General features: G+C 70.8%; 21 protein-coding genes. 7 read left to right on the forward strand and 14 right to left on the reverse strand.

Features of this window, described 5'->3' with window-relative positions; translation table 11 throughout:
* Nucleotides 1-285: 285 nt before the first annotated feature.
* Together ACZ7P3_RS35305 and ACZ7P3_RS35310 are read right to left on the reverse strand one after the other, a co-directional pair.
* Nucleotides 286-1,674 carry a M16 family metallopeptidase gene (locus ACZ7P3_RS35305; protein WP_472087974.1) on the reverse strand — a complete coding sequence of 463 codons (1,389 nt, stop codon included), beginning with the start codon at nt 1,672-1,674 and terminating at the stop codon, nt 286-288.
* A complete protein-coding gene (locus tag ACZ7P3_RS35310) occupies nt 1,671-3,065 on the reverse strand; it encodes a M16 family metallopeptidase (RefSeq protein ID WP_472087975.1) in 1,395 nt (464 codons plus the stop codon). The genes ACZ7P3_RS35305 and ACZ7P3_RS35310 overlap by 4 nt, the downstream gene beginning before the upstream one ends.
* A 391-nt stretch (nt 3,066-3,456) precedes the next feature.
* Between ACZ7P3_RS35310 and ACZ7P3_RS35315 the strand changes: the two genes are divergently transcribed.
* Nucleotides 3,457-5,916, forward strand: a complete 2,460-nt coding sequence (locus ACZ7P3_RS35315; RefSeq protein ID WP_472087977.1) for a DNA gyrase/topoisomerase IV subunit A — start codon at nt 3,457-3,459, stop codon at nt 5,914-5,916.
* Here the strand turns inward: ACZ7P3_RS35315 and ACZ7P3_RS35320 are convergent.
* Together ACZ7P3_RS35320 and ACZ7P3_RS35325 are read right to left on the reverse strand one after the other, a co-directional pair.
* A complete protein-coding gene (locus ACZ7P3_RS35320; protein ID WP_472087978.1) occupies nt 5,913-7,076 on the reverse strand; it encodes a CobW family GTP-binding protein in 1,164 nt (387 codons plus the stop codon). The two genes, ACZ7P3_RS35315 and ACZ7P3_RS35320, sit on opposite strands and share 4 nt — an antisense overlap.
* Nucleotides 7,077-7,226: 150 nt before the next feature.
* Complete coding sequence (locus ACZ7P3_RS35325) at nt 7,227-8,390, reverse strand: citrate synthase/methylcitrate synthase (RefSeq protein ID WP_472087979.1); 1,164 nt, start codon at nt 8,388-8,390, stop codon at nt 7,227-7,229.
* Between the two features lie 112 nt (nt 8,391-8,502).
* On the opposite strand from ACZ7P3_RS35325, the gene ACZ7P3_RS35330 reads away from it, so the two are divergent.
* From ACZ7P3_RS35330 to ACZ7P3_RS35345, 4 genes are all read left to right on the forward strand, one after another.
* Nucleotides 8,503-9,759, forward strand: coding sequence for a citrate/2-methylcitrate synthase (locus tag ACZ7P3_RS35330; protein WP_472087981.1), 1,257 nt, complete (start codon nt 8,503-8,505; stop codon nt 9,757-9,759).
* Nucleotides 9,760-9,813: 54 nt separating this feature from the next.
* Complete coding sequence (locus ACZ7P3_RS35335; RefSeq protein ID WP_472087982.1) at nt 9,814-10,755, forward strand: sucrase ferredoxin; 942 nt, start codon at nt 9,814-9,816, stop codon at nt 10,753-10,755.
* A gap of 97 nt (nt 10,756-10,852) precedes the next feature.
* Nucleotides 10,853-12,571, forward strand: a complete 1,719-nt coding sequence (locus ACZ7P3_RS35340) for an ATP-binding protein (protein ID WP_472087984.1) — start codon at nt 10,853-10,855, stop codon at nt 12,569-12,571.
* On the forward strand, nt 12,568-13,248 hold the full coding sequence (locus tag ACZ7P3_RS35345) for a response regulator (RefSeq protein ID WP_472087985.1): 681 nt from the start codon (nt 12,568-12,570) through the stop codon (nt 13,246-13,248). Before ACZ7P3_RS35340 ends, ACZ7P3_RS35345 begins: the two co-directional genes overlap by 4 nt.
* A 90-nt stretch (nt 13,249-13,338) precedes the next feature.
* Here ACZ7P3_RS35345 and ACZ7P3_RS35350 read toward each other — a convergent pair whose 3' ends face one another.
* The 3 genes from ACZ7P3_RS35350 to ACZ7P3_RS35360 all read right to left on the reverse strand — a co-directional run bounded on the left by ACZ7P3_RS35350 (nt 13,339) and on the right by ACZ7P3_RS35360 (nt 16,134).
* Complete coding sequence (locus ACZ7P3_RS35350) at nt 13,339-14,400, reverse strand: ABC transporter substrate-binding protein (protein WP_472087986.1); 1,062 nt, start codon at nt 14,398-14,400, stop codon at nt 13,339-13,341.
* Between the two features lie 62 nt (nt 14,401-14,462).
* Nucleotides 14,463-15,329 (reverse strand): ABC transporter permease, encoded by an 867-nt coding sequence (locus tag ACZ7P3_RS35355; protein ID WP_472087988.1) that lies wholly within the window; start codon nt 15,327-15,329, stop codon nt 14,463-14,465.
* Nucleotides 15,319-16,134: an ABC transporter ATP-binding protein gene (locus tag ACZ7P3_RS35360; RefSeq protein WP_472087990.1), complete on the reverse strand. Its 816-nt coding sequence runs from the start codon at nt 16,132-16,134 to the stop codon at nt 15,319-15,321. The genes ACZ7P3_RS35355 and ACZ7P3_RS35360 overlap by 11 nt, the downstream gene beginning before the upstream one ends.
* A 158-nt stretch (nt 16,135-16,292) precedes the next feature.
* Here ACZ7P3_RS35360 and ACZ7P3_RS35365 point away from each other — a divergent pair, with 158 nt between their 5' ends.
* Nucleotides 16,293-16,985, forward strand: a complete 693-nt coding sequence (locus ACZ7P3_RS35365) for a response regulator (protein ID WP_472087991.1) — start codon at nt 16,293-16,295, stop codon at nt 16,983-16,985.
* Nucleotides 16,986-17,041: 56 nt separating this feature from the next.
* On the opposite strand, the gene ACZ7P3_RS35370 is transcribed toward ACZ7P3_RS35365, so the two are convergent.
* From ACZ7P3_RS35370 to ACZ7P3_RS35395, 6 genes are all read right to left on the reverse strand, one after another.
* On the reverse strand, nt 17,042-18,634 hold the full coding sequence (locus ACZ7P3_RS35370) for a solute symporter family protein (protein WP_472087992.1): 1,593 nt from the start codon (nt 18,632-18,634) through the stop codon (nt 17,042-17,044).
* Nucleotides 18,631-19,182: a DUF485 domain-containing protein gene (locus tag ACZ7P3_RS35375; protein ID WP_472087993.1), complete on the reverse strand. Its 552-nt coding sequence runs from the start codon at nt 19,180-19,182 to the stop codon at nt 18,631-18,633. Before ACZ7P3_RS35375 ends, ACZ7P3_RS35370 begins: the two co-directional genes overlap by 4 nt.
* Before the next feature lie 69 nt (nt 19,183-19,251).
* A complete protein-coding gene (locus ACZ7P3_RS35380; protein WP_472087995.1) occupies nt 19,252-19,938 on the reverse strand; it encodes a response regulator transcription factor in 687 nt (228 codons plus the stop codon).
* Entirely contained in the window at nt 19,935-21,086 is a 1,152-nt protein-coding gene (locus ACZ7P3_RS35385) for a sensor histidine kinase (protein ID WP_472087997.1), read from the reverse strand. The genes ACZ7P3_RS35380 and ACZ7P3_RS35385 overlap by 4 nt, the downstream gene beginning before the upstream one ends.
* The gene (locus ACZ7P3_RS35390; protein ID WP_472087999.1) at nt 21,083-21,604 is read right to left on the reverse strand and encodes a DUF1453 domain-containing protein; all 522 of its coding nucleotides are present in this window, start codon (nt 21,602-21,604) and stop codon (nt 21,083-21,085) included. Before ACZ7P3_RS35390 ends, ACZ7P3_RS35385 begins: the two co-directional genes overlap by 4 nt.
* Nucleotides 21,605-22,215: 611 nt before the next feature.
* Nucleotides 22,216-24,339 (reverse strand): DNA gyrase/topoisomerase IV subunit B, encoded by a 2,124-nt coding sequence (locus ACZ7P3_RS35395; RefSeq protein ID WP_472088001.1) that lies wholly within the window; start codon nt 24,337-24,339, stop codon nt 22,216-22,218.
* A gap of 439 nt (nt 24,340-24,778) precedes the next feature.
* On the opposite strand from ACZ7P3_RS35395, the gene ACZ7P3_RS35400 reads away from it, so the two are divergent.
* Nucleotides 24,779-25,009, forward strand: a complete 231-nt coding sequence (locus ACZ7P3_RS35400) for a DUF7455 domain-containing protein (RefSeq protein WP_472088003.1) — start codon at nt 24,779-24,781, stop codon at nt 25,007-25,009.
* Between the two features lie 100 nt (nt 25,010-25,109).
* Here the strand turns inward: ACZ7P3_RS35400 and ACZ7P3_RS35405 are convergent, their stop codons facing one another.
* On the reverse strand, nt 25,110-25,970 hold the full coding sequence (locus ACZ7P3_RS35405; protein WP_472088004.1) for a serine protease: 861 nt from the start codon (nt 25,968-25,970) through the stop codon (nt 25,110-25,112).
* Nucleotides 25,971-26,086: the final 116 nt, after the last annotated feature.

Raw genomic sequence — 26,086 nt, forward strand, 5'->3', positions numbered from 1 at the left:
GCCCGGAAGACGCTAAAGGGCCCGACTTTCGATCCCCAAACGGATCCGGGCTTTTGTAGTGCATCCCACAGGCCAGACGCGCACCTCTGCCCCAATTCGGACATCTGGCCATCTGGGTACCTGGGTACCTGGAGAAGAGCGCCGCACGGCAAGGGGCCCTGATGACCCGTCGGTCACCAGGGCCCCCGCGCGCGTGGAACCGCCGTCGCCTCGATACCGGTCCGGTCGTCGGCACCGGGCTCGTCGTCGGCAACGGGCTCCACGCGCGCGTAGGGCCGTCGGCCGCTACTCGGCCGTCACGACGGTGACTTCGCCGATGCCCAGCGCCTCGACCGGCGCCTTGATCTCGGCCGCGTCACCGACGAGGACGGTCACCAGGCGGTCCACCGGGAAGGCGTTGATGACCGCCGCGGTGGCCTCCACGGTGCCCGTGGAGGCGAGCTGCTGATACAGCGTCGCCTGGAAGTCGTCGGGCAGGTGCTGCTCGACCTGGTCCGCCAGAGTGCTCGCGACGGCCGCGGCCGTCTCGTACTTCAGCGGCGCCACCCCCACGAGGTTCTGCACGGCGACGTCGCGCTCGGCGTCGGTCAGGCCATCCGCCGCGAGCGTACGCAGCACCGTCCACAGGTCCTCGAGCGCCGGACCGGTGTTCGGGGTGTCCACGGAGCCGCTGATGGCGAGCATCGCCGCGCCGGTGCCGTCCGGCGCCGAGCGCAGGACCTGCCCGAAGGCACGCACGCCGTACGTGTAGCCCTTCTCCTCGCGCAGAACCCGGTCCAGGCGCGAGGTGAGGGTGCCGCCGAGGCAGTACGTGCCGAGCACCTGGGCGGGCCACACCCGGTCGTGCCGGTCGGCGCCGATCCGGCCGATGAGCAGCTGTGTCTGGACGGCGCCGGGCCGGTCCACGATGACGACGCGGCCGGTGTCGTCGGCGCTCACCGCCGGCACGGGCCGCGGTTCGCCCGGGGTGCCCGTCCAGGCGCCCAAGGTGTCGGTGAGCAGCGCGTCCAGGTCGGTGTCGGTGAGGTCGCCGACCACCACCACGGTGGCGGTGGCGGGCCGCACATGGCGGTCGTAGAAGGCGCGTACGGCCGCCGCGTCGATCTTCTCGACCGTCTCCTCGGTGCCCTGGCGCGGGCGCGACATGCGCGAGGTCCCCGGGAACAGCTCCTTGGAGAGCTCCTTGGCGGCCCGGCGGGCGGGGTTGGCCAGCTCGTGCGGGATCTCGTCCAGACGGTTGCGGACCAGCCGCTCGACCTCGCTCTCGGCGAACGCGGGCGCGCGCAGGGCGTCGGACAGCAGGCCGAGGCCCTTGGCCAGGCGGGAGGCCGGGACCTCCAGGCTGAGACGGACGCCGGGGTGGTCGGCGTGCGCGTCGAGCGTGGCGCCGGCCCGCTCCAGCTCGGCGGCGAACTCCTCCGCCGAGTGCCGGTCGGTGCCCTCGGAGAAGGCCCGGGCCATGATCGTGGCGACGCCGTCCAGGCCGGCCGGCTCGGCCTCCAGGGGCGCGTCCAGCAGCACCTCCACGGCGACGACCTGCTGGCCGGGGCGGTGGCAGCGCAGCACGGTCAGGCCGTTGTCCAGGCTGTCGCGCTCGGGGGCCGGGAACGCCCAGGGCCTGGCCTCGCCGGCCTGCGGCTGGGGGTGGAAGTCCATCGTGGCGAGATCGCTCACTTGGCCGTCTCCTCGTTGTCGTTACCGGCCTCTACGGTGGCTTCCTGCTCCGGGTCCTCGGGCACGTCGGCGTCCTCGACGGTCTCGGGGGACTTCGGCTCGTAGACGAGCACCGCGCGGTTGTCGGGGCGCAGGCGGGCCTTGGCGACCTCCTGGACCTCCTCCGGGGTGATCTCCAGGACGCGCTGGACGGCGGTCAGGGCGAGCTGCGGGTCGCCGAACAGGACGGCGTACCGGCACAGTTCGTCGGCGCGGCCGGCGACCGTGCCGAGCCGGTCCAGCCACTCGCGCTCCAACTGGGCCTGAGCGCGCTCCATTTCCTCAGGAGTGGGGCCTTCCTCGGCGAACCGGGCCAGCTCCTCGTCGATGGCGGTCTCGATCACCGGCACCTCGACGTCACCGGAGGTCTTCACGTCCAGCCAGCCCAGGGAGGGCGCGCCGGCCAGTCGCAGCAGGCCGAAGCCGGCCGTGACGGCCGTACGGTCACGGCGCACGAGCCGGTTGTACAGGCGGGAGGACTCGCCGCCGCCGAGGACGGTGAGGGCGAGGTCGGCCGCGTCCGCCGCGCGGGTGCCGTCGTGCGGCAGCCGGTAGGCGGCCATCAGGGCCCGCGCGGGGACCTCCTCGACGACGACCTCGCGCAGTTGCTCGCCGATGGTCTCGGGCAGCGAGCCGTCGCGGGGCTCGGGCTTGCCGTCATGGGCGGAGATCGACCCGAAGTACCTCTCGATCCAGGCGAGGGTCTGCGCGGAGTCGATGTCGCCGACGACGGAGAGCACCGCGTTGTTGGGCGCGTAGTAGGTGCGGAAGAACCGGCGTGCGTCCTCCAGGGTGGCCGCGTCCAGGTCCGCCATCGAGCCGATGGGCGTGTGGTGGTACGGGTGCCCCTCGGGGTAGATGAGCGCGGTCAGCTTCTCGAAGGAGGTGCCGTAGGGGACGTTGTCGTAGCGCTGGCGGCGCTCGTTCTTGACGACGTCCCGCTGGTTCTCCATGGACTCGTCGTCCAGGGCGGCGAGCAGCGAGCCCATGCGGTCGGCCTCCAGCCAGAGGGCGAGCTCCAGCTGGTGGGCGGGCATGGTCTCGAAGTAGTTGGTGCGCTCGAAGCTGGTGGTGCCGTTGAGCGAGCCGCCCGCGCCCTGCACCAGCTCGAAGTGGCCGTTGCCCTTGACCTGTGCCGAGCCCTGGAACATCAGGTGCTCGAAAAGGTGAGCCAGGCCGGTGCGTCCCTTGACTTCGTGGCGTGAGCCGACGTCGTACCAGAGGCAGACCGCCGCCACCGGGGTCAGGTGGTCCTCGGAGAGCACCACGCGCAGACCGTTGGCCAGGCGGTGCTCGGTCGCTGTCAGGCCCCCGGAGCCTGCCTCGGCTGTGGTCGTGTGACCCATGGGCATGTACGTCCCTTCGCGAGCGGAAGCGGTCGTCGAAACCGCGGATTTCCTGCCGGTCCTGCCACTGTATGCAAGCGTGCGAGCCGTCGGCGAAGTTCCCGCCGGGCGTACGCCCACAGCGGATCGCGTAACCTGCGTCCGACCCGTCCGCGGATGCCTCACGCGCACCGGCGAAGCCCGCAGCGACCGGGTCGTGACACGGGTTGTCAGTACCTCGGTCCACAATGGTCGGCGTCAGATCCGTCAAACGCTTCAGCAAGAGCGAGCCGGAGGGGCGCGTCGGTGTCGAGAGGGCGAGCGCGCGGAGGCCCGAAGGGGTGAGCACGGTCGCCCTCTCGACACCGACATGAGCGCCCCGTAGGCGAGCGACCAGATCAGAAGGAGCCAGGCAGCGATGGCCCGCCGCAGCACGAAGACCCCGCCGCCCGACGATGCGTACGAGGAGAAGATCCTCGACATCGACGTCGTGGACGAGATGCGTGGCTCCTACCTCGAGTACGCGTACTCGGTCATCTACTCGCGCGCCCTGCCGGACGCCCGCGACGGCCTCAAGCCGGTGCACCGCCGGATCGTCTACCAGATGAACGAGATGGGCCTGCGCCCCGAGCGCGGCTATGTGAAGTGCGCCCGGGTCGTCGGCGAGGTCATGGGCAAGCTGCACCCGCACGGCGACTCGTCGATCTACGACGCCCTGGTGCGCATGGCCCAGCCGTTCTCGATGCGCGTCCCGCTGGTCGACGGCCACGGCAACTTCGGCTCGCTGGGCAACGACGACCCGCCGGCCGCCATGCGGTACACCGAGTGCCGGATGGCCTCGGCGACGAGCCTGATGACCGAGTCCATCGACGAGGACACGGTCGACTTCACACCCAACTACGACGGCCAGGAGCAGGAGCCGGTGGCGCTGCCCGCCGCCTTCCCGAACCTGCTGGTGAACGGCTCCTCGGGCATCGCGGTCGGTATGGCGACGAACATGCCGCCGCACAACCTGCGCGAGGTCATCGCGGCCGCCCGCCATCTGATCCGGCACCCGAACGCGGACCTGGACGCGCTGATGAAGCACGTCCCGGGCCCCGACCTGCCCACCGGCGGGCGGATCGTCGGCCTGGACGGCGTCCGGGACGCGTACGCGACGGGCCGCGGCACCTTCAAGATGCGCGCGACGGTCGCGATCGAGACCGTGACCGCCCGCCGCAAGGGCCTGGTCGTCACCGAACTGCCCTTCACGGTCGGTCCGGAGAAGGTGATCGCCAAGATCAAGGACCTGGTCAACGCCAAGAAGATCCAGGGCATCGCCGACGTCAAGGACCTCACCGACCGCGAGCACGGCCTGCGTCTGGTCATCGAGATCAAGAACGGCTTCGTGCCGGAGGCGGTCCTGGAGCAGCTGTACAAGCTGACCCCGATGGAGGAGTCCTTCGGCATCAACAACGTGGCCCTGGTCGACGGCCAGCCGCTCACCCTGGGCCTCAAGGAGCTGCTGGAGGTCTACCTCGACCACCGCTTCGAGGTGGTGCGGCGCCGCAGCGAGTACCGCCGCAGCAAGCGCCGCGACCGGCTGCACCTGGTCGAGGGCCTGCTGACCGCGCTGGTCGACATCGACGAGGTCATCCGGCTGATCCGGTCCAGCGAGAACTCCGCGCAGGCCAAGGAACGCCTGATGGAGCGCTTCGGGCTGAGCGAGGTCCAGACGCAGTACATCCTCGACACGCCGCTGCGCCGGCTCACCAAGTACGACCGCATCGAGCTGGAGGCGGAGAAGGAGCGGCTCACCACGGAGATCGAGGAGCTGACCCGGATCCTGGAGTCGGACGCGGAGCTGCGCAAGCTGGTCTCGGCCGAACTGGCCGCGGTGTCGAAGCAGTTCGGCACCGACCGGCGCACGGTCCTGCTGGAGTCGGCCGGCGCCCCGGTCGCGACCGTGCCGCTCCAGGTCGCCGACGACCCGTGCCGGGTGCTGCTGTCGTCCACGGGCCTGCTGGCCCGCACGGCGAACGCCGAGCCGTTCGCCGAGGACGCCGACGTCCACCGCGCCAAGCACGACGTGATCATCTCGGCGGTCCCGGGAACCACGCGGGGCGAGATCGGCGCGGTGACCTCGGCCGGCCGCCTGCTGCGGATCAACGTGGTCGACCTGCCGCAGCTGCCCGACACCGCGGCCCCGCCGAACCTCTCCGGAGGAGCGCCGCTCACGGAATTCGTGTCCCTGGAGGACGCCGAGACACTGGTCTGCCTGACCACTCTGGACGAATCGTCCCCGGGTCTGGCGCTCGGCACCGAGCAGGGCGTCGTCAAGCGTGTGGTGCCCGACTACCCGTCCAACAAGGACGAGTTGGAGGTCATCACGCTCAAGGACGGTGACCGCATCGTCGGCGCGGTGGAGCTGCGCACCGGCGAGGAGGACCTGGTGTTCATCACGGACGACGCGCAGCTGCTGCGCTTCCAGGCCTCCATCGTCCGTCCGCAGGGCCGCCCGGCGGGCGGTATGGCGGGCGTCAAGCTCACCGAGGGCGCGAAGGTCATCTCGTTCACGGCGGTCGACCCGGCGGTCGACGCGGTGGTCTTCACGGTGGCGGGCTCGCGCGGCACGCTGGACGACTCGGTCCAGACGACCGCCAAGGCGACCCCGTTCGACCAGTATCCGCGCAAGGGACGGGCCACGGGCGGCGTGCGCTGCCAGCGGTTCCTGAAGGGCGAGGACTGTCTGTCGCTGGGCTGGGCGGGCCCTGTCCCGGCCCGGGCCGCGCAGAAGAACGGCACCCCGGTCGAGCTGCCGGACCTGGACCCGCGCCGCGACGGCTCGGGCACCTCGCTGCCGAAGACGGTGGCGGTGGTCGCGGGACCGGTGTTCTAGGCGGACGGATCCTCCGGGGTCCAGGCCGTCGGCCCCTCCGGGGTCCGGGCGGGCGGTTCCTCCCGGCTCCAGGCGGATGGATCCTCCGGGCTCCAGGCGGGTGGATCCTCCGGGTCCGCCCCGTCCGGGCCCTGTACGTAGCGCAGGACGCCCCACATGCCGTGCTCGTCGGTGTGCGGGGCGTCGTTCTTGCACGCCTCCAGTTCCTTGCCGAGGGCGCCCGCGTCGATGCCGGAGCCGATCAGGACGAGCTGGGAGAGGCGGGCGTGGGCGGGCGGCCACGGCTCGGGGTAGAAGCGCAGGAACCGGCCGACGGCATGGACGGCGTACCGGTTGACGGTGTCGTGGGGTCCGAAGTCGACATATCCCTTGATCCGGTACAGCCCCTCCGGACGGCTGTCCAGGAACCGCATCAGCCTGCGGGGCTCCATCGGCAGGTCGGCGGTGAAGGACAGGCTGTCGTAGCCGGTGTGCAGATGACCGGCGTGGTCGAGGCCGTCGTCGCCGTGTGCGTGCAGGTCGTCGAAGGACAGCTGACCGATGCGCTCCTCGCTCGGCCGGCAGTCGAAGAGGAACTCCGGGTCGACGCGGCCGTAGGTGGCGGGGACGACGGCGGCACGGTCGGTGAGCGAGCGGACGAGGCCGAGGACCCGGCCGGCGTCCGGCGCCCGGTCCAGCTTGTTGACCACGACGAGGTCGGCGAGGGCGAGGTGACGGTCGATCTCGGGGTGCCGGGCCCGGGTGCCGTCGAACTCGGCGGCGTCGACGACCTCGACGAGGCCGCCGTAGACGATGCCGGGATGCTCGCTGGCGAGGACCATCCGCACCAGTTCCTGCGGCTCGGCGAGCCCGCTGGCCTCGATGACGATGACGTCGATGCCGGCGGCGGGCGCGGCGAGCCGTTCCAGGTAGAGGTCGAGTTCGCTCGCGTCGACGGCACAGCACAGACAGCCGTTGCCGAGCGAGACGGTCGAGTCGCCGAGGGCTCCGGCGACGGCCATCGCGTCGATCTCGATGGCCCCGAAGTCGTTGACGATCGCACCGATACGACTGCCTCCGCTGCGGTGCAGGAGGTGGTTGAGGAGCGTGGTCTTGCCGGATCCGAGAAATCCGGCGAGTACGACGACGGGGATCTGCTGCGGGGTGCGGCTGTTGCCCAACGGGCGCCCTCTCTTACGTGGACCTACTGCCGGACCAGGATAAGAGCGGGCGCCGACAAGAGGGGCGCGCCGGGGCCTGCGCCCGGGAGCGGGGCCCGTCGGGGCCCGTCGCCGGGCGGGGGGGCGAGCCGGGGGGCCTTGCTCCGTCCCTCAGGGCTGGGCCGGCACCGCCACCGGCGGCGGAGGTCCCACATACCGTGCCGCCGGACGGATGATTTTCGAATCCGCCGCCTGTTCCAGGATGTTGGCGCTCCAGCCCACCACGCGGCCCGCCGCGAAGGTGGGGGTGAACATCTCCCGGGGCAGGCCGCACAGTTCCATGACCACGCCCGCGTAGAACTCCACGTTCGTGTGCAGTTCACGGCCCGGCTTCAGCTCGGCGAGGATCGCCTCGACCTGCCGCTCCACCTCGACGGCGAAGGCGACGCGCGGTCCCCCGAACCCGAGGGCGATCTCACGCAGCATCCGCGAACGGGGGTCCTCCGTGCGGTAGACCGCGTGCCCGAAACCCATGATGCGGTCGCCCGCGAGCACCCGCTCCCGGATCCAGGGGTCGATCCGGTCCGGCGTTCCTATCGTGTCCAGCGTGTCGAGGGCGCGGCTGGGCGCCCCGCCGTGCAACGGTCCGGACAGCGCGCCCACGGCCCCGACGAGACATGCGGCCACGTCGGCACCCGTGGATGCGATGACCCGGGCGGTGAAGGTTGATGCATTGAATCCGTGATCAATGGTTGAGATCAGGTACTGCTCGACCGCTCTGGCCCGCTGCGGCTCCGGTTCCTCGCCGGTGAGCATGTAGAGATAGTTGGCCGCGTACGACAGGTCCCCGCGCGGCTCCACGGGGTCGAGCCCCTGCCCGAGCCGGTACAGCGCGGTGAGCAGCGTGGGTACGGCCGCACAGGCGGCGACGGTGTCCGCACGGCGCCGGTCGGCAGCCAGGTCGTACACGGGCCGGAACCCCTTCGCCGCACCGAGCAGCGACAGCGCGGTGCGCAGCCCGGCGAGCGGGCCCGAGGTGCGGCCGGCCCGCGCGAGGGCGGGAAGGGCGGCCCCGACCTCCTCGGGCAGCCGGCGCAGCGCCGCGGTCTCGGCGGCGAAGGCGGCACGGCGCTGCGCATCCGGGAGCGCGCCGTGGACGAGGAGGTGCCAGACGTCTTCGAAGCCGCGGGTCCGCGCGAGTTCGACGGCCGAGTACTGGCGGTAGTGGTAGAAGCCCTCGAGCCCCCGGACGTCTCCGATCTCGGTGTCGGTGACGACGACTCCGGCGAGGCCGCGCGGTACGTCGACAACGGGTGCGGTCCTGTTGATGGACATGCTGTTCCTCCCTGGACTTGATCCGACTGTCCATGCTTGACTCAATTATTGTCAACGTTGATTGGATCAATGTGCAGTCATCAATGTGTGCAGGGCGGCTACGGTGACCTCCATGCGCGATCACGAACCCGCTCCCGGCGGCCCCGGGCGAAGGCTGAGCACCAAGGAGACCGCCGAAGCACTCGGCGTGAAGCCGGAGACGGTGTACGCCTACGTGAGCCGCGGCCTGCTCAGCAGCAGGCGCGAACCCGGCGGCCGCGCCAGCACCTTCGACGCGAAGGAGGTCGAGGCCCTCGCCCGGCGCAACCGACGCGAAGCCGCGGGCAGTCCGGGCTCCGGCGGCGATCTGTCCGTCCGGACCCGGATCACGCTGATCGACAAGGACCGGTACTACTTCCGCGGCGTCGACGCCACGGAGCTGGCCACCCGCCACTCCTACGAGGAGGTCGCGGAGTGGCTGTGGACGGGCCGCCTGACCACCGGCGTGACCCTCACCGCGCCCGGGGCCACCGTCGAGGTCGCCCGGCACGCCGTGAACGCCCTGCCCGAGCACACCTCCCCCACCGACCGGCTGCGGGTGGCGGCGATCGCCGCTTCGGCCGAGGACCCGCTGCGCTTCGACCTGTCCGAGGAGGCCGTGCTGAACACGGCACGGGCTCTCATCCCCACCCTGGTGGCCGCACTGCCACCCGCCCGGCCCACCCACGAGGACGCCGGCCCGCTGTCCCACCGCCTGTGGGCCCGGCTCACCGGCCGCCCCGCCGACGAGGCGTCGCTGCGCGTCCTGGACACCGCCCTCGCCCTGCTCGCCGACCACGACCTGGCCGCTTCCACGCTCGCCGTCCGGGTCGCCGCCTCGGCCCGGGCGCACGCCTACGCGGCCGTTTCGGCCGGGCTCGGCGTCCTGGAGGGCCCGCTGCACGGCGCCTCCAGCGGACTGGCCCACCGGATGCTGCTCGACGTGCTCGACCAGGGGACCGCGGTCCCGGTGATCGCGGACGAGCTGCGCGCGGGCCGCCGCATCCCCGGACTCGGCCACCGGCTCTACGTCGGCGAAGACCCGCGCGCGCGGGTGCTGTTCGGCCTCCTTGAGCAGGTCCCGGGTGCGGAGCCCGCCCTGCTCGCGGCCCGCGACATCGTCGCCACGACCGCCCGCCACACGCCTCTGCACGCCAACGTCGACCTGGCGCTGGCCGTGTTCACCGCCTCCAGCGGCATGCCCGCCACCGCCGGCGAGACGATCTTCGCCGTCGCCCGGACGGCGGGCTGGATCGCCCACGCCCTGGAGGAGTACGGCGAGCGCCCGCTACGCATGCGCCCCGTCGGGCACTACGTCGGTCCGCGGCCTCCGCAGCCCCTCCCGGGCTAGAACCCGGACGGGGCCGGAAGTCACCCTGAGCGGAGTCAGGTTAGGCTCACCTCTGTGAGTAGGTGCGCGACCGTCTCCCAGAGCCTTGAGGAGCCCGTTTCCGGCACAGCTGCCACGGCGACGACGTGGCTGCTGCTGGAACAGGCCGGCCCATGGGGTGCCAAGGCACTCACTTCGAGCCATCTCGACCCCGGGCTGGGCCGCGCCCTGGAGGCCGCCGCCGAGGGAACCGGTGTCCGCGTCGCGCTCATCCGGCGCCCCGGCCGCCACGCGGACCCCGGCATGCCCGCGCCGCGGCACGTGTACGCGGCCCACACCGTTCCCGGAAACGTGTGGCTGCACAGCGCCACCACCCGCGATCCGGGCCGGCTGCTCGGACTCGATCTCGCCGCCCTGGGTGCGGGCGACCACCGTTCCTTCGGTGCGGCGCTGGGCGGCCGGCCGCACACGGGCGACCCGCTCGCACTCGTGTGCACCAACGGCAAACGCGACCGCTGCTGCGCCCTGCTGGGCCGGCCCCTCGCCACCGAGCTGGCCGTGTCCGGTGTGCGGGGCGTCTGGGAGGTCACCCATCTGGGTGGTCATCGCTTCTCGCCGACGGTGCTCGTCCTGCCGTACGGCTACGCGTACGGCCGCGCCGAGGCGCACACCGTCAAGGAGGCCCTGCACGCCGTCCAGGAGGGGCGCGTGGTGGTCGAGGGGTGCCGGGGGTGCTCCGCATGGGAACGGCCCGGCCAGGCGGCCGAGCTGGCCGTGCGGTCGGTGGCGCACGAGTACGCGGCGGGCGCGCTGAACGTCGTACGGACCGAGGGCAGGGCACCCCGCTGGGAGATCACCGTCGCCCACGCCGACGGACGCCGCTGGCGGGTCACGGTGGCGCAGGGCGCGTCCCTGCCCCCGCGCCCCGAGAGCTGCGGCGCGGCCGTGCTCGGCACGCCGGCGCGCATGGACGTGGTGGCGGTCCGCGAGCTGCGGGCGACGGCGCTGGCGAGCTGAGCCGAAGCCGTCCGCGCCCACTTCTTCAAGAATTGGTCAAGAGATCCCCGCCACACCCCCTACGACGGCGGCCGTCCGCCCCCGTACCGTCGTGTGCATGAGCCGCACAGCCCCCGCACGCCGCCTGCGCCTCGGTCTGCCGCGGCGGGCCTTCTCGCAGGTGCTGCTGATGCAGGTGACGATCGCCGCGGGGGTGGCCGTGCTCGCGACCGGGCTCTTCCTTGCGCCGCTGAGCAAACAGCTGGACCAGGAGGCGATGCGCCGCGCCCTGGCCATCGCGCAGACGACGGCCCAGGACCCGCAGATCGCCGAAGGCGTCCAGCACACCCCGCCGGCCAGGAACGGCCCGGTGCAGAAGGAGGCCGAGCGGATCCGGCGCGCCACCCACGCCGAGTACGTCGTGGTGATGGACGGACAGGGGGTGCGCTGGTCGCACCCCACCCCGGGGGAGATCGGCCGCCCCGTCTCCACCGACCCCAGGGCCGCCCTGGCCGGCCGGGAGGTCATGGAGATCGACAAGGGCACCCTGGGCCGCTCGGCCCGCGGCAAGGTGCCCCTGTACGACGCCGGTCACCGGATCGTCGGGGCCGTCTCGGTCGGTATCGCGTACGACAGCGTGCGCGCCCGGCTGATCAGCGCCATCCCGGGGCTGTTCGCGTACGCCGGCGGTGCCCTCGCGGTGGGCGCTCTGGCCGCCTGGCTGATCTCGCGCCGGGTCCAGCGGCAGACCAGGGACCTGGCCTTCTCCGACATCTCGGCGCTGCTCGCGGAGCGCGAGGCGATGCTGCACGGCATCCGCGAGGGCGTGGTCGCCCTCGACCGCAGCGGCCGTATCCGCCTGTTCAACGACGAGGCACGGCGGCTGCTGGGCATCGGCGAGGAAGCCGTCGGGCAGTCCCCCGACGAAGCACTCGGCGCCGGGCGCACGACGGACGTCCTGACCGGCCGGGTGACCGGTACGGACCTGCTCACCGTGCGCGGGCAGCGGGTCCTGGTCGCCAACCGCATGCCCACGGACGACGGCGGCGCCGTGGCCACCCTGCGTGACCGTACGGAGCTGGAGCAGCTGGGCCGCGAACTCGACTCCACGCACGGTCTGATCGACGCCCTGCGCGCCCAGGACCACGAGCACGCCAACCGCATGCACACCCTGCTCGGTCTGCTGGAGCTGGAGATGTACGACGACGCCGTGGAGTTCGTGGGCGAGGTCGTCGGGGACCACCGGGCCACCGCCGAACAGGTCACCGAGAAGATCCAGGACCCCCTGCTCGCCGCCCTTCTGGTCGGCAAGGCGACCGTGGCGGCCGAGCGCGGCGTCGCCCTGTGGGTGTCGGAACGCACCCGCCTCCCGGACCGGCTGATCGACCCCCGGGGGCTGGTCACGGTCGTGGGCAACCTCGTGGACAACGCGCTCGACGCGGTCGCGGGCACCCTCCACGCGCGCGTGGAGGTCGAATTGCGCGCCGAGGGACGTACGGTCGTCCTCCGGGTACGCGACACCGGGCCCGGAATCCCCCAGGACCAGCAGGAGTTGATCTTCACGGAGGGGTGGTCGACCAAGGAGCCGCCCGCGCACGGCAAGCGGGGCCTCGGGCTCTCGCTGGTGCGCCGGCTCGCCGAGCGGCAGGGCGGAAGCGCGAAGGTGGGCGCGGCGGACGGCGGGGGCGCCGAGTTCACCGTCGTCCTGCCGGAGGCACTGACCGAGCCGGAACCGGAGCCCGCGCTCACCGGATCCCTGGAGCCCTTCGGGGAGCCTGGAACGACGGCCCCTGCCCCTGCACCCGCCCCGACCGCTGCCGAGGAGGAGGCGCGATGATCGAGGTCCTGGTCGTGGACGACGACACCCGGGTCGCCCGGGTCAACGCCGCCTACGTCGAGAAAGTACCCGGCTTCCACGTGGCCGGGGAGGCGCACAGCGCGGCCGAGGCGCTGCACCGGCTGGAGACGCTGCCACGGCCCGACCTGGTCCTCATGGACCACTATCTGCCCGACGGCACCGGGCTTTCGGTCGTCCAGGAGATGCGCCGCCGTGGCCACCAGACCGACGTGATCATGGTGACGGCCGCACGGGACGTGTCGACCGTCCAGGCGGCCATGCGGCACGGCGCACTGCAGTACCTGGTGAAGCCGTTCGCCTTCGCCGGGCTGCGCGCCAAGCTGGAGGCGTACGCGGAGCTGCGTCGCACGCTGGACGGCGGCGGCGAGGCCGAGCAGGCGGAGGTGGACCGCATCTTCGGCGCCCTGTCCGCGCCGTCGGAGCCCGGACTGCCCAAGGGACACTCCCCCGCCACGGCCGAGTCGGTGCGCCAGTCGCTGATGAGTGCCGAGGGGCCGCTGTCCGCCCAGGAGATCGCCGAGCGGACGGGGGTGAGCCGCCAGACCGCCCAGCGCTATCTGAAGCTCCTGGAGCGCACCGGACGGGCTCGGCTGACCCTGAAATACGGCGACGCGGGCCGCCCTGAACACCGTTACGTGTGGGCGACCCGCGCCTGACCGAGCTTCAGCGAGCGGTCACCCGCCGGTCTTGGTGAGCGGTCACCCGCCGGCCTCGGCCGGTGGTCATTCGGCGGCCTCGGCGAGTGGTCACTTGGCGGCCTTGTCGACGAATTCGGTCGTGTACGTCCTGCTCAGGTCCACCTTGGCGTTCTTGATGTTGGGGTTGAACGCCTTGAGGACCTTCTCGACGGTCTCGGGGCCGCCCTGGGGCATGACACCGTCGTCGGTGAACATCGGCAGCGTGCTCTTGATGGCCTGCGCGTAGAGCGTCTTGTTGCCCTGGGAGTAGTCGGCGGGCATCTTGGCCGCGATCTCGGAGGCGCTGTGGGTGGACATCCACTTGAGCGTCTTGACGAATGCATTGACCAGTTTCTGGACCGTGTCCTTGTGCCCGTTCACCCAGTCCGTCTGCATGTACAGACTGGACGACGGATACGGACCGCCCAGCGCCTGCTGCGAACCCTCGGGGGTGCGCATGTCGATGAGAACCTTGCCGGCCTTCTTGTCCAGGATCGTGGCGACCGTCGGGTCGGTGGTCATGCCGCCGTCGATCGCGCCCTTCTGGAGCGCCGCGATGAACGTCGGGCCCGCCCCCACCGCGACCGGCGTGAACTCGCTGACGTTCACACCGTTCTTGACGGCGAGGTACTTGGTGAGGAAGTCGGTCGAGGAACCAAGGCCGGTCACGCCCAGTTTCCGGCCCTTGAAGTCCTTGGGCGAGGTGAGGTCACCCGCTGCCTTGCCGGAGACGACCTCCACCTCACCGGGTGCGTGCGAGAACTGCACCACCGACTCCACGGGCTTGCCCTTCACCTGAAGGTCGAGCGTGTGGTCGTAGAAGCCAACCGCCCCCTGCACCTGCCCGGAGACGAGCGCGGTCTCGGCCTGGACTCCGGCGGGCTCGCTCAGGAGCTGGACGTTCAGGCCCTCCGACTGGAAGTAGCCGAGGCGCCGGGTGAGCATCGCGGGCAGGTAGATGACCTTGTCCAGGCCGCCGACCATGATCTTGACGGTCTCGCCCTTGCCGCCGCCCCCGCCGCTGCCGGCGTCGACGGCCGAGCCGGCCGCGTCATTGGCGCAGGCGGTGAGCGAGGAGAGGGCGAGCAGGCCGGCGACGGCGAGCGCGGCGTGTCTGGCGGTCTTGCGCATGACGGTTCACGTCCTTGTGAGAGGGCGGTGCGGGGAAGGATCGAGTGCGCGGGGCAGGCGGGTCAGCTGTCGGAACCGGCGGGTTTCCAACGGAAGATGCGGCGCTCGGCGAAGGTCAGCAGCCCCTCGGCGACCAGGGCGACGGCCGCGAGGATGACCATCGCGGCGTACACACCGGCCGCGTTGAAGGTGTTCTGCGACTGTGCGACGAGCAGGCCGATGCCCTTGGTGGCGCCGATGTACTCGCCGACGATGGCGCCGATCAGGGCGAAGCCGAAGCTGACGTGCAGGCTGGTGAAGATCCAGGAGGTCGCCGACGGGATGACGACCTGAAGGGTCACCCTGCGATCGCTCGCGCCCAGGATGCGGGCGTTGGCCACCAGGTTGCGGTCCACCTCGCGGGCGCCCTGGAAGGCGTTGAAGAACACGGGGAAGAAGACGAGCACGACGGCTGAGGCGACCTTGGAGGACGGCCCGAGCCCGAACCAGATCAGGAAGATGGGCGCCAGGACGATCCTGGGGATCGAATTGAGCACCTTGATGTATGGACCAAGAACTTCGGCGAGCAAGGTGATCCGACCGAGCGCGATACCGAGGAGGACACCGGCGATCACACCGATGACCCAGCCGAGCAACGCCTCGTACAGCGTGTACCAGATCTGCTCCCCGAGGGAGCCGAGCGCGGTTCCGTGCGTCACCCAGGTGTAGATCTGGTCCCAGATCTTGGAGGGCATGGAGAAGTTGAACGGGTCGATGACCTTCGCCCGGGACAGCCCCTCCCACGACCCGAGGACGGCCACCAGGAGCAGCATGCGTGCGGCAATGACGACGATCTTGCGCCGACGGGCGGCCTGCGCTCGGCTGCGGGCGCGGTCCGGCGCGGTCTTGGCGGTCTCGACGACCGGAGTGCTGAGGACCTCAGGCGACATGAGCGACACCTCTTTCACGGGTGATGCGGACCTCTTCGCCGAGGGACTCCCAGATCTCGCGGTAGATCTCGATGAACCGCGGCTCCAGACGCACCGACTCGACCTTGCGCGGCCTGGGCAGGTCGATGTCGAAGATCTGCTTCACGGTCGCCGGTCCGGCGGTCATCACAACGACCTTGTCGGCCAGCGCGATGGACTCCTCCAGGTCGTGCGTGACGAAGACGACGGAGGCACCGGTGCCCTCCCACAGCTCCAGCAGCTCGTCCGACATCAGCGCCCGGGTCTGTACGTCCAGCGCCGAGAACGGCTCGTCCATGAGCAGGATCTCGGGGTCGTTGACGAAGGTGGCGGCGAGGGCGACACGCTTGCGCTGGCCGCCGGAGAGCTGGTGCGGATAACGGTCCTCGAACGCTGCGAGACCGACCCGGGCCAGCCACTCGCGGGCCTTCTGCTTGGCCTCCGCCTTGGGCACGCCCCGGAATCGCGGGCCCGCCATGACGTTGGACAGGACCGTCCGCCAGGGGAAGGTGGCGTCCTGCTGGAAGACGAAACCGACCTTGCCGCCGACGCCGGCGACCGGCTCCCCGGCCACCAGCACCTCCCCCTCGGTGGGCTCCTCCAGCCCGCTGACCAAGGTCAGCGTGGTGGACTTGCCGCAGCCGGTCGGGCCGACGACGGCCACGAACTCACCGCGGCCGACCCTGAGGTCCAGATCCCGGACGGCGGTGTGCAGACCCCCCGACGGGGTCCTGAAGGTCTTGCTCGCGCCCCGTAGCTCGATGGCGGGGCTGGTGTCTGCGCTCATGGGCCGGACGGTAGGTGTGGCCCCGGCCACAGCAGCAGTCTTGTGAGCACAAGCTGTTCTTTTGCTCGCAAGAGCCTGTTGTGCTCGTTTTGCTCGCGCTACAACTGCGGAGCACGAAACACGGGCTTAACGCTCGCCGGCCTTGAAGGAGAGGCCTGATGATTGACGTCCTGGTCGTGGACGACGACTTCCGCGTCGCAGAGATAAACGCCAAGTACGTGGGAAAGGTTCCCGGCTTCCGGGTGGCCGCCCGCGCGCACAGCGCCGCCCAGGCCCTGGCCGCCGTCGAACGCGGCGCCATCGACCTGGTCCTGCTCGACCACTACCTGCCGGACCGGACCGGCCTCGAACTCGTCCACCGTATGCGGGAGCAGGGCCACGGCACCGATGTCATCATGATCACGGCGGCCAGTGATGTGACGACCGTTCAGCGGGCGATGCGCCTGGGCGCCCTGCACTACCTGGTCAAGCCGTTCACCTTCGCCGCCCTGCGCACCCGTCTGGATTCCTATGCCGCGCTGCGCCGCACCGTCGACCGGGTGGGCGGCCGGGGGCTGACGGGCCAGGAGCAGGTCGACCGGATCTTCGGGGCTCTGCGCACGGCCTCCGCACCGTCCGCGCCGGGCCTGCCCAGCGGCCAGTCGGAACCCACGACCGACCTCATCTGCGGCGTCCTGCACCGCGCGGACCATCCGTTGTCGGCCCACGAGGTCGCGGCGGAGACCGGCCTGAGCCGCTCCACGGCCCAGCGCTACCTGCGCACCCTGGAACAGGCGGGCCGCCTCCGCCTCTCCCTGAAGTACGGCGACACCGGCCGCCCGGAACACCGCTACGCGTGGGTGGCACCCTGAGCCCGGTCCCTCCCCCCTACGCCCCTCCGAACCGGCCACACGCCCCTCCGAACCGGTTACACGGCTCCCGCGCCGGTCAGTGACCGCACCTCGGTCTCCGCGTACTTGGCCTCGTCGGCGACCTCGTCCGAGGTGACCGTGCCCAGCCAGCCCGCGAGGAAGCCGAGCGGGATGGAGACGATGCCCGGGTTCTGCAGGGGGAAGTACTGGAAGTCGACATCCGGGAAGAGCGAGTCCGGGCTGCCGGAGACCACGGGCGAGAGCAGAACCAGCCCGAGCGCGGGAATCAGCCCGCCGTACACAGCCCACACCGCACCGCGCGTCGTGAAGCCGCGCCAGAACAGTGAGTACAGCAGCACCGGCAGGTTCGCCGACGCGGCCACCGCGAAGGCGAGGCCGACCAGGAAGGCGACGTTGAGGTCGCGGGCCAGCAGGCCCAGCGCGATCGCGACGACCCCGATGCCGACCGCCGCGGCGCGCGCCACCGCCACCTCGCTGCGCGCCCGGGCGTCCGGCCGCCGCAAGGACGCATACAGGTCATGGGCCACGGATGCCGAAGAGGCGAGCGTGATCCCGGCGACCACCGCGAGGATCGTGGCGAAGGCGACGGCGGCCACGATGGCGAACAGAACCGTTCCACCTGTGGAGCCGGCACCGCCGCCCAGGTCGAGGGCGAGCAGGGGCACCGCGGTGTTCCCTGCCGCGTTCGAGCCCTGCACGGTCTGCGGCCCGACCACGGCGGCGGCACCGAACCCGAGCACGATCGTCATCAGGTAGAAGCCGCCGATCAGTCCGATGGACCACACCGCCGAACGGCGTGCCGCTCGCGCGGTCGGCACGGTGTAGAAGCGGGACAGGATGTGCGGCAGCCCCGCCGTGCCCAGCACCAGTGCGAGCCCCAGGCTGATGAAGTCGAGACGGGCGGTCCAGCTCCCGCCGTACTTCAGACCCGGTGCCAGAAACGCCCTCCCATGACCGCTGCGGTCCGCTGCCGCCACCAGCAGCCGGTCGACGTCGCCATGGAAGTGCACCAGCACCAGCACGGTCAGTACGACCGTCCCGCTGAGCAGCAGAACCGCCTTCACGATCTGGATCCAGGTGGTCGCCCGCATCCCTCCCAGCGACACATAGATCACCATCAGGGCACCGACCCCGATGACCGTCCAGGCCTGGGCCGCCCCGCTCGTGCGACCCAGCAGCAGCGCCACGAGGCTGCCCGCGCCCACCATTTGCGCCACCAGATACAGAACGGACACCGTGACCGAGGAAGTTCCCGCGGCGATCCTCACCGGCCGCTCGCTCATCCTCGCGGCCACCACGTCGGCCAGGGTGAACCGCCCGCAGTTGCGCACCAGTTCCGCCACCAGGAACAGCACGACCAGCCAGGCCACCAGGAAGCCCACCACGTACAGCAGCCCGTCATAGCCGTAGAGCGCGATGAGCCCCGTGACCCCGAGGAAGGAGGCCGCCGACATGTAGTCGCCCGCGATGGCAAAACCATTCTCCATGGGGGAGAAGAGCCGCCCGCCGGCATAGAACTCCTCCGCCGAACCGTGCCGCCTGCGGCTCACCCATGTCGTGATCCCCAAGGTCACGGCCACGAACCCGCTGAACAGCAGCAGCGCCAGCATCTGGTGCTCACCGGTCACGAGGCACCCCCCTGGACTCCGCGGGTCAGTTCCTGCGTGTCCCAGCGCAGCTCCAGCGCCGCCCGGTCCCGACGCAGCCGCGCATGCCAGGCGTAGGCCCAGGTGAGGACGAACGTGGTGAGGAACTGCCCGAGCCCCGCGACCATCGCCACATTCACCGCCCCGGCCACGGGACGGGCCATGAGTGCCGGTGCTGTCGTCGCGGCGACCACATACGCCACGTACCAGGCGAGGAAGGCGGCGACTCCCGGCACCACGAACCTCCGGTACCTTCTGCGCACCTCCTGGAAGGCCTCACTGCGCTGCACCTCGACATACACGTCACGGGCACGAACAGTCGCCGCGCCGTGCTGCTCCCCGCGCGCGGACGGCACGGCCCGTGCCGGCGTCCCGGTGCCGTACGACTCGCCCCAGCCGGTGGCCAACGCGTCGTACCAGGGGTCCTCGTACCTCGCGTCACGAGAGGCCCCGCCGTGGTCTTCCCTCTTGCCGCCCGAACTCCCGGGACCATCCCCGGCTCCACGGGAACGACCATCGCTTGACTGCATGCCCAAGGATGGACAGATCGGGAAGATCCCTGACTCTTCTTCCCCCGGCTCTTCACCCCATCAGGTGACTCACTCCGCGGGCGGCCGCACCAGCCCCTTCCCATAGGCGTAACGCACGGCCTGCGCCCGGTCCTTGAGGCCCGTCTTGGCGAAGAGGTTGTTGATGTGGGTCTTCACGGTCGCGGTGGAGACATGCAGTGCACGGGCGATCTCCTGATTGCTCAGGCCCTCGGCGATCAGCACCAGCACCTCGGTCTCCCGCGCGGTCAGTCCGTCGGGCGCCTCGGCCGCCGGTGCGGGCCCGGGGTCGGGCTCCGACAGTCTTTCCAGCAGCCGGCGCTGGACACTCGGAGACAGTCCCGCCTCCCCCGACAGGACGCTCTCCACCGCACGGACGATCTCGTCGCCGCCCGCGTCCTTGGTGAGATAGCCCCGGGCCCCGGCACGCAGCGCGGGGAACAGGGACTCGTCGTCCGCGTACGTGGTGAGCACCACGACCTGGGTCCCCGGGTACTCCGCCCGGATCCGCCGGGTGGCCTCCACACCGTCGCAGCGGGGCATCCGCAGATCCATCAGGACCACGTCCGGCGCGAGCTCCCCGACCAGCTTCACCGCCTCCTCGCCGTCCCCCGCCGAACCCACGACCTCCACACCGGGCAGCAGCCCGAGCAGCATCACGATGCCCTCCCGGACCACGGTCTGGTCGTCGGCGACCACCACGCGCGCGGGCTTCTTCTCCCCCTCCGCCTCCGTCATACGGGCACCTTCAACGTCACCACGAACCCCTCCTCGTCCGGCCCTGCGTCCAGCGAGCCGCCCAGCAGTTCGGCGCGCTCCCGCATTCCCAGCAGACCGTACCCGCCGCCCGCTCCCGTGAGTTCGCCCGGCCGACCGCCCGAGTCCCTGACGTCCAGCGTCACTTCCTGCTCGCCGTAGTCGAGGCGCAGGTGCACCTTGGCGCCGTGGGCGTGCTTGCGGACGTTCGTCAGCGCCTCCTGCGCCACCCGGCGCACGGCCTGTGAGGCTTCGGCCGGCAGGGGTCTGCGCTCACCCGTGACGGTGACCTCGGCGCCGTCGCCCGTCCTGACGAGCTCGGTCAGGAAGTCCTCCAGGGGCGTCAGCTCCCCCCTCAGCGCGGACAGCGCCTGCCGAGTCTCGGCGAGGCCGTCGCGGGCCATGCCCCGGGCAGCCACCACCCGTTCCAGGATCTGGTCCCGGTCGGCGCCGCGCTCGATCAGCAGCCGGGCCGCCTCCAGGTGCACCAGCTGCGCCGAGAGGCTGTGGGCGAGCACATCGTGGATCTCCCGCGCGATCCTCGCCCGCTCGGCCAGCGCCGCCGACTCTGCTTCGGCGGCGCTCGCGGCCCGCTCCTGGGCGAGCAGCCGCTGCGCGCTTCCCCGGGCCTCCGCGTCGAGCCGAAGGACGTATCCGGCAAGGGCCATGCCCGCCACCGTGGCGGCCGTGGTCAGCCACACGTCGTTGTTGAACGCGGAGTACGAGGCCAGCGCCACCGAGGTCATGGGCACGGCAGCCCCGAGGGGCATCCGCTCCAGGGCGGAGATCCCGCAGCCGCACCAGATCACCAGGGCCGGTCCCCTGAACCCCGTGGCCTGGGCCGCGACCGCGATGCCCAGGAGCACACCCATGAGTGCCATCGAGCGCACCAGCCGGTGCTCGTAGGTACTGCGGAAGAAGGCCCAGGAGAGGAGACCGGTCAGCAGGACTCCGGCCACAGCAGCGAGCGCGCCCCAGACGCCGACGTGTTTCTGGCTGAACGCACCCCAGAGGAGCAGCGCGAGCACCAGCACCCTGATGCCCCAGGCGAGCAGGCGGCGGGGCAGTGGGGTTCCCGCGCGGCCGAGCGCCTCCCGTGACGGCCAGCGCGACCAGGCGTTCTCCGTCACACGCGCTCCTTCCACGCCGGGCCCATGTCGTCACCGTACGCCGGGGCCGGACGGCTCGCGGAGCCGAGGGACTGCGCCCGCCAGGCCAGGATCCCGGACCGGACGAGCAGGGTGCCGGCCAGGCCGAGCATCAGTGCCGAGCTGCCCTGATGCACGCCGAGCACGGTGCCGAGACCGAAGAGACCGGCCCGCAGGGCTATGCCGCCGACCCATACAGCCACGCTCGCCTTGCTGCTCTTGGTCCACACGACCCCGTCCGGTGCCGTCCAGATGCGGGTGGTCCAGGCCCAGCCTGCGCCGATGGCCAGGCCGATGAGCACCTCCACGGCGAGCAGCGCAGCGGATTCGACGCGGTGGTGGGCGTCGAGCATGCCGGGCTCGCGCAGCGCCATGGCCCCGAGGATCAGGGGCAGCAGCCACCAGCGCCGGTCGGTGTCGATCGCCCGCGCACGGAACTGGCGCGCGATCACTATGGCGGCTACGGCCACGATCACCAACGCGTTGACGAGCCCCGACATGACAGCCTCCGTGAGCGAGAAGGGGGTGTCGGGAGCGAGCGCTGCCCGACAGCTTCGAAGCTACGGAAAATCGCAGGTCAGGAGATCGCAGCGAGGGTGGATCGCGGGTGGAACCTCAGAGACGGCACGCCTCCACCCACGGGTGGACGGAACACTCGAGATCGAAGAAGACGCATCGGCTCCCGCCACCCGAGCCCCTCTCGGCGCGGTCGATCCCCCGCGCTCGGTCATGAACCCATGCGGCCGGCAGCGAACCCGTATGGTCGGCCGCGAGCCCATGGGGTCAGCCGCGGACCCATCGGGTCAGCCGCGGACCCATGGGGGCAGCCGTGAACCCACCGGGTCAGCCGTGAGCCTGCCAGACGGGCCCCGCTCCTGCCGAATCGTCCCGGCCAGCCGCGCAACCGGTGCAGGGAAAGCCGAGCCCGAAGGTGTCAGCACAGCCCGAACCACCGCAGGCCCCGCACGACAGCAGGCCTCAACCACCGGCAAGTCCCCAGCACCGCTGGCTGCTCACGCGACCGACCACCGCACGGGACCGCCTCCGACGCCCGCCAGCCGACCTGCCTACGCCTGGTGAGCAGTCAGGTCGGCCCGAGCCGGCGTCGTGGCTATGCGTCGATGCGGGACCGGTCCAGCGTCGCCGCCGAGCTGGAGATGAACTCCTTGCGAGGGGCGACGTCGTTGCCCATGAGCAGGTCGAAGACCTGCTCGGCGGCTTCCAGGTCGGCGAGGTTGATCCGGCGCAGGGTGCGGTGGCGCGGATCCATCGTGGTCTCGGCCAGCTGATCGGCGTCCATCTCGCCCAGACCCTTGTAGCGCTGGATGGAGTCCTTGTACCGGATGCCCTTGCCCTGGAACTCCATGAGCTTGTCGCGCAGCTCACGGTCCGAGTACGTGTAGACGTACTTGTCCTGGCCCTTCTTCGGCTGGATGATCTCGACACGGTGCAGCGGCGGCACCGCGGCGAAGACCCGGCCGGCCTCGACCATGGGCCGCATGTAGCGCTGGAACAGCGTCAGCAGCAGGCACCGGATGTGGGAGCCGTCCACATCGGCGTCGGTCATCATGATGATCTTGCCGTAGCGGGCCACGTCGATGTCGAACGTACGGCCCGACCCGGCTCCTATGACCTGGATGATCGCCCCGCACTCGGCGTTCTTGAGCATGTCGGTCACCGAGGACCGCTGCACGTTGAGGATCTTGCCCCGGATCGGCAGCAGCGCCTGGAACTCGGAGTTCCGCGCGAGCTTCGCCGTACCGAGCGCGGAGTCACCCTCGACGATGAACAGCTCGCTGCGGTCGACGTCGTCACTGCGGCAGTCGGCGAGCTTGGCCGGCAGGGACGAGGACTCCAGTGCGGTCTTCCGCCGTTGGGCGTCCTTGTGCTGGCGGGCCGCGACGCGCGTGCGGGCAGCCGCGACCACCTTCTCCATCACGACCCGCGCCTGCGCCGCCGCGTCCCGCTTCGTGCTCGTCAGGAACGCCTTGAGCTCCTTGGAGATCACGTTGAACACGATGCGGCGGGCCGCCGAGGTGCCGAGCACCTCCTTGGTCTGTCCCTCGAACTGCGGCTCGGCCAGACGCACGGTGACGACCGCGGTCAGGCCCTCAAGTGCGTCGTCCTTGACGATGTCGTCCTCGGCCACGCGCAGCAGCTTCTTGGCGCGCACCATCTCGTTCATCGTCTTGGCGACGGCCTGCTCGAAACCGGCCACATGGGTGCCACCCTTGGGCGTGGCGATGATGTTCACGAAGGAGCGCAGGGTGGTGTCGTAGCCGGTGCCCCAGCGCATCGCCACGTCCACGACCAGCTCGCGCGTGACCTCGGTGGGGGTCATCTGGCCGTGTTCGTCCAGGACCGGGACGGTCTCCTTGAAGGTGCCCTGCCCCGAGAAGCGGAGGACGTCGCAGACCGGCTTGTCATTCGCCAGGTACTCGCAGAACTCGCTGATGCCACCGTCGAAGCGGAACGACTCCTCACCCTTGCTGCCGCCCTCGCCGAGCCCGAACTCGTCGCGGACGACGATCGTCAGTCCCGGCACCAGGAACGCGGTCTGCCGCGCGCGCTGGTGAAGCGTCTCGAGGGAGAGCTTGGCGTCCTTGAGGAAGATCTGCCGGTCGGCCCAGTACCGCACGCGCGTGCCGGTGCGGGTCCTGGGGATCTTCTTGGCCTTGGCCAGGCCACTACCGGACTCGAACTTGGCGTCCGGCCCGTCCCCCCGGAAGGCGCCCGGCACGCCGCGCCGGAAGCTGATGGCATGGGTGTGGCCGCTGCGGTCCACCTCGACGTCGAGTCGAGCGGAGAGCGCGTTGACCACGGAGGCACCTACTCCGTGGAGGCCGCCGGAGGCGGCATACGAGCCGCCCCCGAACTTGCCGCCGGCGTGGAGCTTGGTCATGACGACCTCGACGCCGGACAGACCGGTCTTCGGCTCCACGTCCACGGGGATGCCGCGGCCGTTGTCTCGCACCTCGACAGAGCCGTCGTCGTGGAGGATCACGTCGATGTGGTCGCAATAGCCACCGAGGGCCTCGTCCACGGAATTGTCGATGATCTCCCACAGGCAGTGCATCAGGCCACGGCTGTCGGTGGAGCCGATGTACATGCCCGGGCGCTTGCGCACGGCCTCGAGGCCCTCGAGGACGAGGAGGTGCCGCGCGGTGTAGTTGGAACCGTCCCGGTCTGCTCCTGCCAGCAGCGCTGTGGACGGCACGGACGTATCGGCGGTCACGCGGTTCGCTCCTCGCTGAATTTCAGATGACCCCCCTGTGGGTAAGGGGGCGGCTTCGGTCGCCGCTCAGAGGGTACCGAGGCCTGGTAGAGCCGTTGTAACGCCACCCTCGTCAGGAACTCAGCCTAGTCCAGACTCGTATACACGTTCGATCCCTCGATGGAGTGAAGTACATATCACGTTCCCTTGGAGGCATGAACCATTTAGGCTCCGGGCACGTCCTCATGAACAACCGGCAACCCGGCCGGGAGGATGTGAACCGAAGACAGCGCGAACCCGTAAGCACACACCACACGTACTACGGCACATTCGCCGCCAACCGGCAGCAGACAGCCGCCCCGGAAAGATTTTTCGAGGAAAAGCCACGAGCGGGAACGTTTTCGGGCTGGTTGGATGTTGACCCTGGTACGACAGCTCGTCGAGCTAGAGAAGAGGCGACGTGACTACTGTTCTGACCCCCGCGAGCCCCCTGACGGCCGCCGATCGCTGCGACCGCTGCGGCGCCCAGGCATACCTGCGCGTCGTGCTGCTCAGCGGCGGAGAACTGCTCTTCTGCGCCCACCACGGACGCAAGTTCGAGCCGGAACTCAAGAAGATCGCCGCTGAGATACAGGACGAGACGGAGCGGCTTACGTCCGTTCCCGGCATCACTTCCGAAGAAGAGCGCTGAATCTCGCACCCACGACGAGCCAGCCCCGGCACAGGCCGGTGAACGGGCGGCCGCTCCTCGCCAGGAGCGGCCGCCCGTGCTCGTGCCCTCGTACAGCCCCTCAGGGCTCCTTCCGGGGCCGCTGGGGACCCGCGGCGGCTGCCGGCAAGGCGCGCAGCACGTCGGAGACGCGCGTGTACACGCCAGGGCTGCCCGGCCGTCCGCAGCCGCTCCCCCAGGACACGAGGCCGATCAGCCGCCCGGAGGCGACCAGAGGGCCTCCGCTGTCGCCCTGACAGGAGTCCGGACCGCCGGCGATCTCTCCGGCGCAGAGCATGGTGTCGGCTCGATAGGTGCCCTCCGGGCCGCCCGGGTAGGCGCGGGCACAGAGACCGTCGTCCAGCACATGGACATGTGCTCCATAGAGCCGGCGCGCGTAGGCGCCACCACCGGTAGTGTCACCCCAGCCGGAGACCAGGGCGTCCGTTCCGGCTGCGTACGCCGGGTCGCCCGCGGGCGCCGTGGCCACGACTGCGCTCTGCGGCAGCGGCTCGGCGAGCGTGAGTACGGCATAGTCACCTGAATTGGCCGCGGCGTCGTAGCGCGGATTGGTCCGGGCGTCCTGTACGGCGATCTCCGAGCCTCCTTCCGCGAGCAGGTCGGTACGGCCCGCGATGACCTTCAGGTCACGCACACGGTTCGGTGGCGCCCCCAGGACCTCCTCGGCCAGGCAGTGGGCCGCGGTGAGCACGGTGGTCCGCGTGACCGCCACGCCACCGCAGAACTGCCCCGCCCGCGTACCCCCGAACCGGGCACGGCTGGACAGTGCCACCGTCCAAGGGGCCTGGGAGACGTCGATCGGGAACCCCCCGACGACCACACTGTCGGCGGTCACCGGGGCCGCTCCCATCAGGGGTATGGCGGTCATGGCGGCCGCCAGGGCCAGCGGCCGGATCAGAGTCCGGACAACGGAACGGCGCATGCAAGCTCCTCACTCTGGGGTGGTGCTGGGACACCCAGAGTCATCCACAGGGCTGCTGCGCGCAGCACGAAGGCCCGGCTCCCGCGAGGAGAACCGGGCCTTCGCCTTGGTGCGAC

The organism is Streptomyces sp. NPDC107581, from assembly GCF_055657175.1.

Bases quoted from the DNA above. Each gene is read 5' to 3' on its own strand.
- ACZ7P3_RS35380 (WP_472087995.1), bottom strand. From the start codon at position 19,938: ATGACGGAGGCGGAGGGGGAGAAGAAGCCCGCGCGCGTGGTGGTCGCC.
- ACZ7P3_RS35325 (WP_472087979.1), bottom strand. From the start codon at position 8,390: ATGTCCATCAACAGGACCGCACCCGTTGTCGACGTACCGCGCGGCCTC.
- ACZ7P3_RS35390 (WP_472087999.1), bottom strand. From the start codon at position 21,604: ATGTCGGGGCTCGTCAACGCGTTGGTGATCGTGGCCGTAGCCGCCATA.
- ACZ7P3_RS35345 (WP_472087985.1), top strand. From the start codon at position 12,568: ATGATCGAGGTCCTGGTCGTGGACGACGACACCCGGGTCGCCCGGGTC.
- ACZ7P3_RS35375 (WP_472087993.1), bottom strand. From the start codon at position 19,182: ATGCAGTCAAGCGATGGTCGTTCCCGTGGAGCCGGGGATGGTCCCGGG.
- ACZ7P3_RS35365 (WP_472087991.1), top strand. From the start codon at position 16,293: ATGATTGACGTCCTGGTCGTGGACGACGACTTCCGCGTCGCAGAGATA.
- ACZ7P3_RS35350 (WP_472087986.1), bottom strand. From the start codon at position 14,400: ATGCGCAAGACCGCCAGACACGCCGCGCTCGCCGTCGCCGGCCTGCTC.
- ACZ7P3_RS35360 (WP_472087990.1), bottom strand. From the start codon at position 16,134: ATGAGCGCAGACACCAGCCCCGCCATCGAGCTACGGGGCGCGAGCAAG.
- ACZ7P3_RS35310 (WP_472087975.1), bottom strand. From the start codon at position 3,065: ATGCCCATGGGTCACACGACCACAGCCGAGGCAGGCTCCGGGGGCCTG.
- ACZ7P3_RS35355 (WP_472087988.1), bottom strand. From the start codon at position 15,329: ATGTCGCCTGAGGTCCTCAGCACTCCGGTCGTCGAGACCGCCAAGACC.
- ACZ7P3_RS35315 (WP_472087977.1), top strand. From the start codon at position 3,457: ATGGCCCGCCGCAGCACGAAGACCCCGCCGCCCGACGATGCGTACGAG.
- ACZ7P3_RS35330 (WP_472087981.1), top strand. From the start codon at position 8,503: ATGCGCGATCACGAACCCGCTCCCGGCGGCCCCGGGCGAAGGCTGAGC.
- ACZ7P3_RS35405 (WP_472088004.1), bottom strand. From the start codon at position 25,970: ATGCGCCGTTCCGTTGTCCGGACTCTGATCCGGCCGCTGGCCCTGGCG.
- ACZ7P3_RS35340 (WP_472087984.1), top strand. From the start codon at position 10,853: ATGAGCCGCACAGCCCCCGCACGCCGCCTGCGCCTCGGTCTGCCGCGG.